The sequence below is a fragment of the Actinoplanes sichuanensis genome (genome assembly GCF_033097365.1).
GTDB lineage: Bacteria > Actinomycetota > Actinomycetes > Mycobacteriales > Micromonosporaceae > Actinoplanes > Actinoplanes sichuanensis.
On the sequence record NZ_AP028461.1, the window covers coordinates 11653739 to 11668121 of the forward strand.

Annotated in this window: 13 protein-coding genes; 12 read left to right on the top strand and 1 reads right to left on the bottom strand. The window is 71.7% G+C overall.

Annotated features, from left to right (window positions below):
* The first annotated feature begins 93 nt into the window (after positions 1–93).
* The 5 genes from Q0Z83_RS53380 to Q0Z83_RS53400 all read left to right on the top strand — a co-directional run bounded on the left by Q0Z83_RS53380 (position 94) and on the right by Q0Z83_RS53400 (position 5193).
* Positions 94–681: an ArsR/SmtB family transcription factor gene (locus tag Q0Z83_RS53380; RefSeq protein ID WP_317791234.1), complete on the top strand. Its 588-nt coding sequence runs from the start codon at positions 94–96 to the stop codon at positions 679–681.
* A gap of 50 nt (positions 682–731) precedes the next feature.
* On the top strand, positions 732–1934 hold the full coding sequence (locus Q0Z83_RS53385; RefSeq protein WP_317797372.1) for an MFS transporter: 1203 nt from the start codon (positions 732–734) through the stop codon (positions 1932–1934).
* Between the two features lie 18 nt (positions 1935–1952).
* Complete coding sequence (locus Q0Z83_RS53390) at positions 1953–2174, top strand: hypothetical protein (RefSeq protein WP_317791235.1); 222 nt, start codon at positions 1953–1955, stop codon at positions 2172–2174.
* Between the two features lie 163 nt (positions 2175–2337).
* A complete protein-coding gene (locus tag Q0Z83_RS53395; RefSeq protein ID WP_317791236.1) occupies positions 2338–4152 on the top strand; it encodes a replication-associated recombination protein A in 1815 nt (604 codons plus the stop codon).
* Positions 4153–4686: 534 nt separating this feature from the next.
* Positions 4687–5193: a hypothetical protein gene (locus Q0Z83_RS53400; protein WP_317791237.1), complete on the top strand. Its 507-nt coding sequence runs from the start codon at positions 4687–4689 to the stop codon at positions 5191–5193.
* Between the two features lie 890 nt (positions 5194–6083).
* Here the strand turns inward: Q0Z83_RS53400 and Q0Z83_RS53405 are convergent.
* The gene (locus Q0Z83_RS53405) at positions 6084–6575 is read right to left on the bottom strand and encodes a hypothetical protein (RefSeq protein WP_317791238.1); all 492 of its coding nucleotides are present in this window, start codon (positions 6573–6575) and stop codon (positions 6084–6086) included.
* A gap of 757 nt (positions 6576–7332) precedes the next feature.
* Here Q0Z83_RS53405 and Q0Z83_RS53410 point away from each other — a divergent pair.
* From Q0Z83_RS53410 to mltG, 7 genes are all read left to right on the top strand, one after another.
* On the top strand, positions 7333–7974 hold the full coding sequence (locus Q0Z83_RS53410; RefSeq protein ID WP_317791239.1) for a hypothetical protein: 642 nt from the start codon (positions 7333–7335) through the stop codon (positions 7972–7974).
* A gap of 236 nt (positions 7975–8210) precedes the next feature.
* Entirely contained in the window at positions 8211–8936 is a 726-nt protein-coding gene (locus Q0Z83_RS53415) for a hypothetical protein (RefSeq protein WP_317791240.1), read from the top strand.
* A 79-nt stretch (positions 8937–9015) separates the two neighbouring features.
* Complete coding sequence (locus Q0Z83_RS53420) at positions 9016–9465, top strand: DUF948 domain-containing protein (protein ID WP_317791241.1); 450 nt, start codon at positions 9016–9018, stop codon at positions 9463–9465.
* Positions 9466–9497: 32 nt separating this feature from the next.
* Positions 9498–9788 (top strand): hypothetical protein, encoded by a 291-nt coding sequence (locus tag Q0Z83_RS53425; protein ID WP_317791242.1) that lies wholly within the window; start codon positions 9498–9500, stop codon positions 9786–9788.
* Positions 9785–12466 (top strand): alanine--tRNA ligase, encoded by a 2682-nt coding sequence (alaS, locus tag Q0Z83_RS53430; protein WP_317791243.1) that lies wholly within the window; start codon positions 9785–9787, stop codon positions 12464–12466. The genes Q0Z83_RS53425 and alaS overlap by 4 nt, the downstream gene beginning before the upstream one ends.
* 266 nt (positions 12467–12732) lie before the next feature.
* Positions 12733–13188, top strand: a complete 456-nt coding sequence (gene ruvX / locus Q0Z83_RS53435) for a Holliday junction resolvase RuvX (protein WP_317791244.1) — start codon at positions 12733–12735, stop codon at positions 13186–13188.
* Positions 13189–13200: 12 nt separating this feature from the next.
* Positions 13201–14367, top strand: coding sequence for an endolytic transglycosylase MltG (mltG, locus tag Q0Z83_RS53440; RefSeq protein ID WP_317791245.1), 1167 nt, complete (start codon positions 13201–13203; stop codon positions 14365–14367).
* The last annotated feature ends 16 nt before the right edge of the window (positions 14368–14383 follow it).

Below are 14383 nucleotides of genomic sequence, written 5' to 3' on the forward strand. Positions count from 1 at the left end.
CGAGCAAGGCCGGCGACCCGGGTCGCCGGCCTTTTTCGTCGGCTCCATGCAAAGAAGTTGTGCATAGATTTTGTGCACAGTTATTGTTGATGCATGACGAGCGATGAGCGCATGACCGAGGTGCACCTGAGCTCCCGACAGATCCGGGTGCTCGCCCACCCCTTGCGGATCCGCCTGCTCGGGCAGTTGCGGCTGGACGGCCCGGCCACCGCCACCCGCCTGGCCGAGGCCCTCGAGACGAATACCGGCGCCACCAGCTACCACCTGCGCCAGCTCGCCGAGGCCGGCCTGGTCGTCGAGGAGGACCGACCCGGCAGCGGCCGGCAGCGCTGGTGGCGGGCCCTGCACCAGTTGTCCACCTGGCAGCGCAGCGACTACCCGGACGATCCGGATGCCGCCGCCGCCGTCGACTGGCTGGAGTCGTACCAGCTCAATCAGCTCGTCCGGCGGGTCGAGGCGTGGCGCCTGCGCGCGCCCGGCGAGTCCCCGGAGTGGCGTGATGTCGCCGGCATGGGTGACTACGCGCTCACTCTCGGCGCGGAGCAGCTACGCGAGATGCATGCCGATCTGGAGCAACTGATAGAAAATCATCGATCACGTGCGCTGGCTGATCCCCAGCCGGACGCGCGACCGGTGCTGTTCTTCTACGGCGCCATGCCCTATGTGGAGGAGGCGAAGTGACCGCGGCCCAGGTCCGATCCCGCTACCTGATCCTGCTGAGCCTGCGCTGGATGCCGGTCGGGCTGCTCATCCCGGTCCTGGTCCTGCTGCCACTGGGGCGAGGGCTGAGCATCGCCCAGATCGGTGCGGCCGTCGCCGTCCAAGGCGTCGTCGTGCTGATGCTGGAGCTGCCCACCGGCGGGCTGGCCGACGCGCTCGGCCGACGACCGGTGCTGCTCGCCGCCGGCCTGGTCAACCTGGCCGCGCTCACCCTGTTCGTGGTCGCCGACACGGTCGCCCTGCTCGCGGTCTCCTATCTGCTCCAGGGCGTCTACCGCGCGCTGGACAGCGGGCCGCTGGAGTCCTGGTTCGTCGACCAGTCCCTGGCCGCCGACCCGGAAGCCGACATCGAGGGCGGACTGAGCCGCGGTGAGGTCGCGTGCAGCCTGGCGATGGCGGGTGCGGCCCTGGCCAGTGGCGGCCTGGTCTGGCTCGGGCCGCTCGGGGCGGTGAGCGCTCTGGCCGTACCCGTGCTGGCCGCCCTTGGTCTGAGCCTGCTCAGCACGATCGCCGTGGCGCTGCTGATGACCGAGGATCGCCCCGCTCGCGGAAAGGCCGCATTCGTGGCCTCGCTCCGTGGTGTGCCGGTGGCGATCCGTGGCGCGCTGGGTCTGGCCCGGCGCTCGCGGGTGGTGCAGGCGCTGGTCGGGGTGGAGTTCCTGTGGAGTTTCGGCATGGTCACCTTCGAGAAACTGATGCCGGTGCGGCTCAGTGAGGTGACCACCGCGGCCGGCCCGCTGCTGGGTCCGGTCAGCTCGGCCGCCTGGGGCGCGTCCGCGGCCGGAGCCGCCCTCGCGCCGCTGCTCATCCGCCGGGTCGGCGCCCGCTGGGCCGGATTCACGCTGCGGATCACGCAGGGACTGACAGTCGCCGGGATGGGCCTGTTCGCCGGACCGGTCGGGGTGATCGGCGCGTTCCTGATCTGCTACGCCGTGCACGGCGCGGCCAATCCGGTGCACTCCGGGCTGCTGCACCGGCAGGCCGAGGGGCCGTACCGGGCGAGCCTGCTCTCGCTCAACTCGATGGTCGCCGCACCGGGCTTCGCGATCGGCGCGGTCGTCCTCACCGCGGTCGCCGCCGGCGCGGGCACCACCGTCGCGATCCTCGCCGGAGCGGTCGTGCTGGCCGCCGCGGCTCCGCTCTATCTGGTGAAATCGAAGACCGTGTTTCGGGAGCCCTCCCATTCGGGTACCAGCGAGTCACTGGCTCTCTGACACCCCCCGGAGGAACCGATGCTCGCCATCGCCGCCGCCGTAGTCTTCGGCATCTACCTGCTCGCCGACCTGCTCGACACCAACTTCGGCGCCCCCGACCTGTTCAACTTCTCCACCATGGCCTCGCTCGGCCTGCTGCTGCTCGCCCTCTACCTGGCGGGCATCGGCAGCGGCCCGCGCGCCGGTGCGGGCAACGGCTCCGGCCGCCGCTTCTACGGCCGCCGCCCGGGCCGCGGCTGACCGCCCCGGCCCTCCGGCTACTCCGGCCCGCCCTTCCCCCGGGGGCGGGCCGGAGGTGTTTTCCGCCACTCTCGGTGAGGCTGTCGTTGCTGCTCGAAGGTTATCCACAGGACGGAAGGCGGCGTTTCGGATCAGGTCCGGATGGCCGGTACTGTCGGTCGTGATGGAAACGGACGGGCTCTTCTCCCTCGCACCGCCGGACGCACGGGCAGCGGCTCCGGCCGATGCCGCGACGGCCGGTTTCGGGCGGCCGGCCGGCGACGCGCCGCTGCCGGTGCGGATGCGTCCCGTCACCCTTGACGAGCTGATCGGCCAGGAGCACCTGCTCGCCCCCGGCGCTCCACTGCGCCAGCTGGTCACCGGCGCCAGCCCGATGTCGGTGATCCTCTGGGGCCCGCCCGGCACCGGCAAGACCACCATCGCGCATCTGGTGGCCAACGCCACCGACCGCAAGTTCGTCGCGATGTCCGCGCTGACCGCCGGGGTCAAGGACGTGCGCGCGGTGATCGACACGGCCCGGCGTGAGCGGCGTTATGGCGGGCCGCCGACCGTGCTGTTCATCGACGAGGTGCACCGCTTCAGCAAGACCCAGCAGGATTCGCTGCTTGCCGCCGTCGAGGACCGGACGGTCACTCTGCTCGCGGCGACCACCGAAAACCCGTACTTCTCGGTCATCTCGCCCCTGCTCTCCCGCTGCGTGCTGCTCACCCTCCAGTCCCTCGGCGAGGAGCACGTCCGCGACCTGCTCCGCCGCGCGACCACCGACGAGCGCGGCCTGGGCGGCGCCGTCACCCTTACCGCAGATGCCGAGGACCATTTGGTACGGCTGGCGAACGGCGACGTCCGCAAAGCCCTGACCGCCCTCGAAGCCGCGGCCGGATCGGCACTCGCGCAGGACGTCACCGAGATCGATCTCGCCACGGCGGAGAAAGCCGTCGACGTGGCCGCCGTCCGCTACGACCGTGACGGCGACGCGCACTACGACGTGATCAGCGCGTTCATCAAGAGCATGCGCGGCAGCGACCCCGACGCGGCCCTGCACTACCTGGCCCGGATGCTCGTCGCCGGTGAGGACCCGCGGTTCATCGCCCGGCGCATCGTCATCTTCGCCAGTGAGGACGTCGGCATGGCCGATCCGCAGGCGCTGCTCGTGGCGACCGCGGCCGCCCAGGCCGTGCAGAGCGTCGGGTTGCCCGAGGCCGGGCTCAACCTGGCCCACGCCGTCGTGCACCTGGCCACCGCGCCCAAGTCCAACAGCGTCACGGTCGCCCTCGGCGAGGCGATGGCCGACGTCCGCGCCGGTCGCGGCGGTCCGGTCCCGCCTCACCTGCGTGACGCGCACTATCCGGGGTCACGTGGTCTCGGTCACGGCCGGGGCTACCGCTACCCGCACGACGATCCACGCGGTGTGGTCCGCCAGCAGTATGTCCCCGACGATCTGGTCGGTACCGACTACTATCGGCCGACCGATCATGGCGCCGAACGCGCCGTCGGTGAACGGGTGCCGCGACTTCGCCGGATCGTGCGAGGCCTCGGCCCCACGACGCGGACACCGGCGAACGGGCCGGTCACCGCTTCGGTGAGTACGGCGGACCGCGCGGCGGGTGGTGCTCGGGCCGCGGATGAGTCATCGTCTTCGGCGGACTCGTCACCGGGCGGTTCGGCCGGGAACGGACCGGGCGAATCGGCTCAGGTCGGTTCGGCCGGGGTCGGTTCGGCCGGGGTCGACTCGGTTGGAGGCGGCTCGGTTGGAGGCGACTCGGCCGGGGGCGGTTCGGTCACCGAAGCCGGGGACTCTTCGGCCACGGGGACCGTCTCGGTCTCGGATGCCGGAGGCGCCTCGGATGCCGGGACCGGCTCGGCTGATCCGGCCGGGAGTGGTGACGGTGCTGCTGTGGTGGCCGGGAGTGGACCGGTCGCGGGTGGTGCCGGGAGCAGTGACGACAGCGGCGACAGTGCCGGGAAGGAACAGCGGTGACAGGGCGGGGTGCCGAACGGCCCGACGACGAAGCCGGCCAGGGCGGTAAGAACCGTCGGCGCTTCGGGCGTGGCGGCGGCCGTGCCGAGCAGCCGGCCGTTCCCCAGGAGGTCCCGCGCGAGGAGACCGGCTGGCTCGACGACCTGCGCACGGCCAAGGAGGAAGCCGGGGCGATCGGCCCCGGTGTCCGTCCCGGAGAGGCCCGGACCAGCAAGTCGGGGCGGATGGCCCCGGGTCCGGACGAGGCTCCCGACGACGACTTCGCGTTCCCCGGCGGTTCCGAGGACGGCTTCCCCGGTGACGGTCCGGGCGACGCCGAGGGCACCGGTGGCCGGCAGGCGCCGCGAGCCGCTCAGGTCTCACCCGGCGCGCCGCCGGCCGGGGCCTTCCCGCCCGGGCAGGTCCCGCCGGGACGGGGTGGCCAGCGTCCGGGTAATCCGGCGCCCGGTCAGCGTCCGGTTGGTATGCCGCCGGGGCAGGCTCCGGCCGGTCAGATGCCGGCTCGACCGGTCAGTCCGGGGCAGATGCCGCCCGGTGGGGATCCCGCCGGGCAGGTTCCGTTCGATCAGCAGGGCCGTGGTCGCCGTGGGCCGGGGCCGAGCGGGCCGCGGCCCGCCGGGGGCCCGCCCGGAGGCCTTCCGCCTGGTGTTGTTCCGCCCGGCGCCGTTCCTCCTGGCCCTCGTCAACCTGGCGCTGTTCCTCCTGGCGCTCGTCAGCCGGGCGCTGTTCCTCCTGGCGCTGTTCCGCCTGGTGTTGTTCCGCCTGGTGCTAATCAGCCTGGCGCTCGTCCGCCCGGTGCTCTTCAGTCCGGTGCTGTTCCGCCCGGGCAGATGCCGCCGGGTGGTCCTCCGCCTGGTCAGATGCCGCCGGGTGCTCGCCGGGGTGGGCCGCCGCAGGGTGGGCGCGCCGTGGCCGGGCCGGAGGCCGGTGGTGGCCGTCGGCCGATCACCCCCGATCCGTCCGGGCAGGTGTTCCCCGGGCAGCCGCCGGCCGGTGCCCCGGTCGTGCCGCCGTCCGGCAACGCGCCCGAGATCCCGATGAGCCGCCCCGCCCCGCCCGGTGCGCGACCCGTCTCCCCGGGCGCCCGACCCGCCGGACCAGGTGTGCGGCCGGTCTCACCGGGGGTGCGGCCGGTGTCGCCCGGCGCCCCGGCCCGAGACCGTTTCCGCCCATCAGACCCGGTGTCGCCGGGCCGTCCCGACGGTATCCACCAGTCCGGCCCGATCCCGAGCGGCTACGACGCTGTTCACCAGTCCGGCCCGATCCCGAACGCTTACGACGCCGTCCACCAGTCGGGGCCGATTCCCACCGGCTACGACGCCGTGCATTCGTCGGGTCCGATCCCGAACGTCTACGACGCCGGGCACCAGTCCGGGCCGATTCCGAACGTCTACGACGGTGGTCACCAATCCGGTCCGATCCCCAACAGTCGGGACGCGGTCCATCAGTCCGGTCCGATCCCGAACGGTCGGGACGCCGTCCATCAGTCCGGTCCGATTCCGGGCGGTCGGGATGGGGTTCACCAGTCCGGGCCCGTCCCGGGTGGGTATGACCCCGTTCACCAGTCCGGGGCCATTCCGAACGGCTATGAGCAGGGCGGCCGGGGCGCTCCCGGCACCTATGGTGCGGCGGCGGTGCCCGGCGGGCCCGGCGCCGGTGGCGACCGTTCCGGCCGGGCCCGGGCTCGCCGTGCTCCGGCCGAAGAAGGCACCGCCGAAGGACCGACCGGCCGGCACTCCGGTCGTGGCGGTCAGCCGGTCGACGGCGACGGCGCTCACCGTCCGGGACATGCGGCTCCGGCCGGTCCCGGCGCCGGTCGGCACGGCGCCCCGGACGGCGCGTTGCGCTCCGGCACCGGCTCGCACTCGTTCGTGCAGACCGGCTCCGACACCGGCTCACACTCGTTCGTGCAGACCGGCTCGGACACCGGTTCACATGCTTTCGTGCCGCCCACGGGTGAGAGCGGCACCCAGAACGTCACCCGCCGCGGCGCGCCGGGCCGCCCCGGAGGCGAGGGCCTCACCAGGAGTGAGGAACGCCGTCGTCGTAACGCGCACCAGGGTGCCGACCCCGACGAGCCCGAGGCGGGCGGTTTCACCGGGACCCCGGACGTTCCCGCCCCGCGTCGCATCGGCCCCGGCGACGGCCGGCCGGTCCGCGGCGCGGCGGTCGTCCCACCGGTCGTCCCCGGTCGTCAGGGTGCCCGCACCCCGGTTGTTCCCGGCCGGGCCGGTGCGATGGCCGACAGCACCTCCGGTGTGATCCAGCGTCCCGGTCGTGGCCCGCAGCCCGGCGAGGACCGTGGCACGGGCGCCGTCATCGTGCCCGAACAGGCCGGACCGGGCCGCCGGGCGGCTCGTGCCGACGGATCGGGCCCCCAGGGCGGATTCCCGTCCGAACCCGAGGAACACACCGGCCGGCACAGTGGTCTGCGCCCGGACAACACCGGCACCGCACGAGCGGGCGCACCGGCTCTCCCACCCGGCCCGGGCGCCGCACGTGGCGGCGCTCCGGCACTCCCGCCGGGTGCCGGACCGGCATCGGGGATGGGCCCGGGCGCTCCCGGACGTGCCGCGGTCGGTCGTCCCGGCCCCGACGGCGGTCCGGACGGGCCACCGCGAGGCGGAGCCCGTGTACCGGGTCAGGGACCGGGCCGCGGCCAGGGACCGGCCCGAGGCGGCGCGGCTGTCCCCGGACGACCGCCGACCGGCCCGGACGGCATGCCCCCGACAGCGATGGGCGCGGCCCCGGCGGGTGCGATGGCACCCGGCCGCGGACGCCCCGGCCCCAACGGCGGCCCGGGCCGAGGCCCCGGCGACGCCGACGGCATGCCGCCCCGCGGCATGGGACCAGACTCCGGCCGTCCCGGTATGGGTGGGCCTGACTCCGGCCGTCCCGGTATGGGTGGGCCCGATGGTGGCCGTTCCGGTATGGCGGGTCCGGATGGTGGCCCGGGTATGGCCGGTCCGGACGGTGGGCCCGGCGGACCGCGCGGTCGTGGGGCCGGTCCTGGTGGCAGACCCTCGGGGCTGCCCGGGCGGAGTCCGGACGAGGGACCCTCGCGGTCGATCAGGCCTCCGGGTCACGCCGGCCCGGACGACGATCAGATCAACTCGATGGGCGGCGGCCCCGACGGCGAGCCTTCCGGTCTGCCCGGTCGCGGCCCGAACGGCCCTTCGCGTGGCGGCGTCCCCGGTCGCGCGGCCGGTCCCGACGGTCCGTCGCGGGCGATGGGCGGTGCCGCTGTCCCTGGTCGTGGGCCGGTGGGTCCGGATGGCCCGGATGGTCCGTCGCGGGCGATGGGTGGCGCTGCTGTTCCTGGGCGTGGTGACGGGCCGGATGGTCCGTCCCGGGCGATGGGTGGCGCGTCCGTGCCCGGCCGAGGTCCGGATGGTCCGTCGCGGGCGGCGGGCGGTGCGGCGGTGCCCGGCCGTGGCCCAGCAGGTCCGGATGGTCCGTCGCGGGCGATGGGTGGCGCTGCTGTTCCCGGTCGTGGTGACGGGCCGGATGGTCCGTCGCGAGCGCTCGGCGGCGCGTCCGTCCCCGGTCGTGGACTCGACGGGCCGGACGGCCGAGGCGGCCGCGGGCCGGATGGCAACGGCGGCCGTGGGCCCGGCGACGGCATGGGCCCCGGTGGACCAGGCGGTCCCGGTGGGCCTGGTGGTCCCGGTGGACCAGGGGGCATGGGCCCGGGTGGGCCGGGTGCCGCCCGTGGTGGCGCGGCTGTGCCGGGTCGTGGCGGACCGGGTTCCGACGGTGGACCGGCAGTGGGCTCGGTCACCGGTGCCGTGGGAGCCGCGTCCGTGGGAGCCGCGTCTGTAGGTGCCGCGTCCGTGGGCGCCGCCTCGGTGGGTGCCGCGTCCGTCGGGGCTGTCACTCCCGGACGGGCCACCGGGACGATCACGTCGGGCAAGGCAGGCGTGGGGACCGCAGCTCCGGCCGGGCGCGGTGCAGCCGGCGTCCCGGGTCAGCCGGCCGGTTCGGCGGGCGCGAGCGGCCGTGTGGTCGCCGGTGCCCGGGCGGGCGCTCCGGCCGTACCGTCCGATGACGATGATGACGTGCGGACCGGGACCGGTGGGAAGCCGAGCCCGGAGGGCGAGGACGGGCCGGACGGCCTGCGTGCCGAGTTGCGGCACAAGCTGCGCACCCAGCGCCGGTTGCGGGTGATCACGCTGGTGTCGCTCGCGGCGCTGGTGCTGCTGGTCCTGCCGGCGTTCTTCGGGGTACGGGCGGCGTCCAGCGACCCGGTGCTGGCCTCGCTGGACGCGCTGGAGGTTCCGGCGTGGGCGTCGAAGAACGACAAGGACTTCGAGACCGGCAACAGCCTGTGTCTGGGGGTGTGCGAGTTCCGGGAGCGGGTGTCCGAGTCGGATCAGTCGTTCAAGGAGACGACCAAGGTCTACTCGCAGGCGCTGACCAAGGCCGGGTGGAGCGAGCGTAAGGTCGCGGGCTGCCCGGAGATGCCGGTGAAGGCCGAGGAGGGCACCTACACCTGCTGGCAGCGCGACGAACTGACCCTGGACCTGGCGGTCGGCCTGCCGGGCTGCGCGGTGGACCAGGTCTCGGCGGAGCAGAACCCGCAGGCGGGTGCGGAGGCCCCGGAACCGATCGATCCGGCCTCGTGCGTGGGATCGACGGTGAGCATCAAGGTGTGGAACGCGATCGAGGACGAACGCGGTAAGACGGACCCGGCACCGGGCCCGCAGGGTGTGCAGCCGGACCAGGTTCTGCCCACGGACGATTCCATCTTCCAGCAGAGCGAGCCGACACCCGCGACGTCGTGACGCGTGTGGTGGTCACGGACGGTAGGGTCTGTTGGTCGACCCGCCGAACCGTGACCACCCGAATAGGAGAACGCGCCACATGGATGCCGGAGATATCGCAGGTCTGATCGCGGCGGGCGCCTTCCTGATGCTCGTCCTCGTGCTGGCCGTGCCGATCCTCAAGCTGGGGCGCACGATCGACGCCACCACGCACGCGATCAACGACACCGTGGACCGGACCGGCCCGCTGCTGACGAACGTGAACACCACGGTGGAGAACGTGAACGTCGCTCTGGGACAGGTTCAGGTCTCTTTGGACGGTGTGAACGTGCAGCTCGCGAAGGTCGACACGATGACCGAGCACGCGCAGAACGTGTCCGCGAACGTCGCGAACCTGGTCACCGTCGTGTCCGCGGCCGCGGCCAACCCGCTGGTCAAGGTCGCCTCGTTCGGTTACGGGCTGCGCAAGGCGGCGGCCGCTCGCCGGCACGCCGAGGAGGAGCGCGAGGTTCGCGCCGCGATCAAGCAGCGCCGCAAGGCCGCCCGCTGAGGCGCCGAGCGCGAGAGAGGTAGTACGCCGTCATGAAGCGCCTACTGTGGCTCGGCGTCGGCTTGGCCGTCGGCGCCCTCGTCGTCCGCAAGCTGAATCAGAAGGCCAACGAGTTCACCCCGACGGGCATCGCCACGTCCCTGTCGGAATCCGCTGGCGGCCTCGTCGAGTCGCTGCGTAGCTTCGTGGAGGACGTCCGCGAGGGGATGGCCGAGCGGGAGCAGCAGATCCACGAGGCGTTCGCCGCGGGTGAGCTGTATGAGGACAAATTCGCCGATCTGCGTGACGACGCGCAGCCCGGCTCGCAGGAGGGAAATCGATGAAGACGGCAGAGGTCAAGCGGCGCTTCCTGGCGCATTTCGAGGCGAACGGGCACACGGTGGTCCCGAGTGCCCCGCTGCCGGCTATCGACGACCCGAACCTGCTGTTCATCAACGCCGGCATGGTGCAGTTCGTCCCGTTCTTCCTGGGGCAGCAGACCCCGTCGTACTCACGTGCGGCGAGCGTGCAGAAGTGCATCCGGACGCCGGACATCGACGAGGTCGGCAAGACCAGCCGGCACGGCACGTTCTTCCAGATGAACGGCAACTTCTCGTTCGGCGACTACTTCAAGGCGGGCGCGATCCCGCTGGCGTGGGAGCTGTCCACGAAGCCGGTCGAGCAGGGTGGTTTCGGCCTGGACCCGGAGAAGATCTGGGCGACCGTCTACCTCGACGACGACGAGGCGATCGAGATCTGGAAGCAGACCGGCCTGCCTGCGGAGCGGATCGTGCGCCGCGGCAAGAAGGACAACTTCTGGTCGATGGGCATCCCCGGCCCGGCGGGGCCGTGTTCCGAGCTGTACTACGACCGCGGTCCGGCGTACGGCAAGGAGGGCGGCCCGGAGGTCGACGAGGACCGGTACCTGGAGTTCTGGAACCTGGTCTTCATGCAGCACGAGATCACCGACGTGAAGTCGAAGGAAGAGTTCACGATCGTCGGTGACCTGCCGAAGCAGAACATCGACACCGGTATGGGCCTGGAGCGCATCGCGTCGATCCTGCAGGGCGTCGACAACCTGTACGAGATCGACGAGGTCCGGCCGATCCTGTCCCGGGCCGCGGAGATGACCGGCAAGGAGTACGGCAAGCGCTCCGGCCACGCGGCGTCCGAGAGCCACCCGGACGACGTGCGCCTGCGGGTGATCGCGGACCACGTCCGTACCGCGCTGATGTTGATCGGCGACGGCATCGTGCCGTCCAACGAGGGCCGTGGCTACGTGCTGCGCCGCATCATGCGTCGGGCGATCCGGGCGATCCGGCTGCTCGGCTGGCAGGAGCCGGCACTGCCGATCCTGCTGCCGATCGCGCGGGACTGCATGTCCCCGTCGTACCCGGAGCTGGCGAAGGAGTTCGGCCGGATCTCCACCTACGCCTACGCGGAGGAGGACGCGTTCCTCTCCACGCTGAAGGCGGGCACCACGATCCTGGACACCGCGATCGCCGAGACCCGCGCGTCGAACAAGACCCAGCTGTCCGGCTCGCAGGCGTTCAAACTGCACGACACGTACGGCTTCCCGATCGACCTGACCCTGGAGATCGCGCAGGAGCAGGGCCTGCAGGTCGACCAGGACGGTTTCCGCCGGCTGATGGCGGAGCAGAAGGCGGCGGCGAAGGCGGACGCGGCGGCGCGCAAGACCGGTCACGCGGACCTGTCGGCGTACCGTTCGGCGCTGGACGCGGGCGGCCCGGTCGAGTTCACCGGCTACCAGGAGATCACCCGCGAGTCGCGGGTCCGGGCGCTGATCGGTGACTCCGGTCGGGTCGAGGTGGCCGGTGAGGGCGAGTTCGTCGAGCTGGTCCTGGACACCACCCCGTTCTACGCGGAGGGCGGTGGCCAGCAGGCCGACACCGGTGTGATCAACGTCGGCGGCGGCCGGCTGGAGATCGTCGACGTGCAGCAGCCGCTGCCCGGCCTGATCGTGCACAAGGCGCGGGTGGTCCGTGGCGAGGTGCGCGCCGGGGAGACCGGTCTCGCCGAGATCGACGTGAACCGTCGTAAGGCGATCTCCCGTTCGCACACCGCGACCCACCTGGTGCACCAGACGATGCGTAACTTCCTCGGCGAGTCGGCGACCCAGGCGGGTTCGCTGAACGCGCCGGGCCGGCTGCGGTTCGACTTCCACACGCCGGGCGCGGTGAACCCGTCGGTGCTGTTCGACGTCGAGCAGCAGATCAACGAGGTGCTGCTGCGCGACCTGGAGGTGAACGCGTTCGTCACCTCGCAGGAGGAGGCGCGGCGCCTCGGCGCGATGGCGCTGTTCGGCGAGAAGTACGGCGACGAGGTCCGGGTGGTCGAGGTCGGTGACTACGCCCGTGAGCTGTGCGGTGGCACCCACGTGGCGCGGTCCGGCCAGCTCGGCCTGGTGAAGATCCTCAACGAGCAGTCGATCGGCTCCGGGGTACGCCGCGTGGAGGCGCTCGTCGGCCTGGACGCGTTCAGCTTCCTGGCCAAGGAGCACCTGCTGGTGTCCCGTCTGGCCGATCTGTTCCGGGTGCCCGGCGAGCAGGTCGCCGACCGGGTCGAGCAGACCGTCACGGCGCTGCGCGACGCGGAGAAGGAGCTGGAGAAGCTGCGGGCGCAGATGGTCCTCGGCGGGGCGGCCGCGCTGGCCGGCCAGGCGAAGGACGTGCGCGGTGTGGCGTACGTCGGCACCGAGGCGCCGGAGGGTGCGGCCGTCAACGACGTGCGGACGCTGGCGCAGGAGATCCGCGGCAAGATCGACGCGGCGCGTCCCGCGGTGGTCGCGGTGACCGCCCGGTCCAACGGCAAGGCGTCGCTGATCGTCGCGATCAACGGTACGGCGAAGAGCCGGGGTATCTCGGCGCAGGACCTGGTGAAGGCGGCGCTGTCCGGCCGTGGCGGCGGTAACGCCGACCTGGCGCAGGGCGGCGGTGTCCCGGCCGAGGAGGCGCCTCGCCTGCTCGTCGCGATCGAGCAGGCAGTCGCCGACAAGGCGTGAGATCGCACTGAAGAGAGCGCCCCGGAGGATCCTCCGGGGCGCTCTTCTCATCACTTTCGGTGATCGGTCGTTGTTGTTTGGGTACCCCATTTCTTAGCGGATCTTTAGGCCTTGCCCCGGGTGGCGGCGGTTCGGCGGGCGTTGGGGCTAAGCTCTTGGTCGCGATCGGTGACGATCATCGAAGAGGCCGATCGCTACTCTTCGCATCAGTGCGTAATCGGGGACGGGAGATGCGGGTTGCTGCTGTGCAGGGTGGGAGCGTGAACATGCGCTTCACTCGGGGCGTCCGCCTGGGTGTGGACGTGGGTCAGGTACGGATCGGTGTCGCCAAGTGCGACCCGGACGGGATCCTGGCCAGCCCGGTGGTGACCGTGTCGCGGGACCGGGAGACCGGTGACGACGGCACTCCGAAGGACATGACGGAGCTGGCCCGGCTGGTGGCCGAGCACGAGGCGACCGAGGTCGTCGTCGGGCTGCCGGTGGCGCTGAACGGGCGTGAGGGTGTGGCGGCCGGCCACGTTCGCGCGTATGCGGATCGGCTCGGCGCGGTGCTCGCGCCGGTGCCGGTGCTGCTGACCGACGAGCGGATGTCGACGGTGGTGGCGAGCCGGCGCCTGTCGGAGCGTGGTGTGAAAGGCAAGCGCCAGCGGGCGGTGGTGGACCAGGCGGCTGCTGTGGAGATCCTGCAGGGCTGGCTGGACGCGCAGCGGAGGCAGACTTAATTGAGCGACCAGATGGAACTCAAGTTCGAGAGCAACCCGGACCCCGGGCGGTGGCGCCACCGCCGTAAGGAGGGCAAGGGCCGCTCCGTCGTCGCGCTCGTGATGGTCCTGCTGCTGTTCGGCATCCTCGGCGGCGGCGCTTGGTACGGCTACGACCGCTTCTCCGGCCGTTTCCTGGCCGCCGACTTCGACGGCCCCGGCACCGGCGAGGTGATCGTCGAGGTGAAGAAGGGCGACTCCGCCTCGGTGATCGCCGAGACGCTGCACAGCTCGGGTGTGGTCAAGAGCGCGCGTGCCTTCGTGAACGCGGCGAACGAGAACCCGGACAGCACCGACATCCAGGTCGGGCAGTACAAGCTGCGCAAGGAGATGAAGGCCAGCGACGCGGTGACCGCACTGCTGGACCTGAAGAACAAGTTCGTCGAGGGCGCCGTCACCATCCCTGAGGGGTGGACGAAGATGCAGGTCTTCACCGAGCTCGCGAAGGCCAGCGGCCTGAAGTACGCCGACTTCGAGAAGGCCGCGTCGGACATCACCAAGCTGGGTGTCAGCGCGACCTGGATGAAGCGGAGCGACGGCAAGAAGGTGGACAAGGCCAACATCGAGGGCTTCCTCTACCCGGCCACCTACGAGCTGCCGGACAACGCCACCGCCGAGCAGATCCTCAAGATGCTGGTCAAGAACTTCAACGCCGAGATGACGAAACTGGACTTCGCCAACAAGGCCGCGAAACTGCAGATCTCGCCGTACGAGGCACTGGTCGCCGCGTCGATCACGCAGGTCGAGGCGCTGCTCCCGGAGGACATGGGTCCGGTGTCCCGGGTGCTCTACAACCGGGTGTACACCGACAAGTTCCCGTGCGGCTGCCTCCAGCTGGACAGCACGGTCAACTACTGGCTGCGCCTGAACGGCAAGGAGGGCAAGTCCTCCGAGAAGCTGACCCTCGACGAGCTGCACAGTGAGGACAACCCGTACCGGTACAACGTGCCGGGCATGTCGATCGGGCCGATCAGCAACCCGGGCGAGCTCGCCCTGAAGGGCGCGATCGAGGCACCGAAGAGCCCCTACTTCTTCTTCGTGACGGTCGATGCGAAGGGGAAGATGGCGTACGGGAAGACCTTCGAGGAGCACAACGCCAACATTCAGATCGCGTGTAAGAACGGTATCCCGATCTGCTGACCCTCTGACGGGTGCT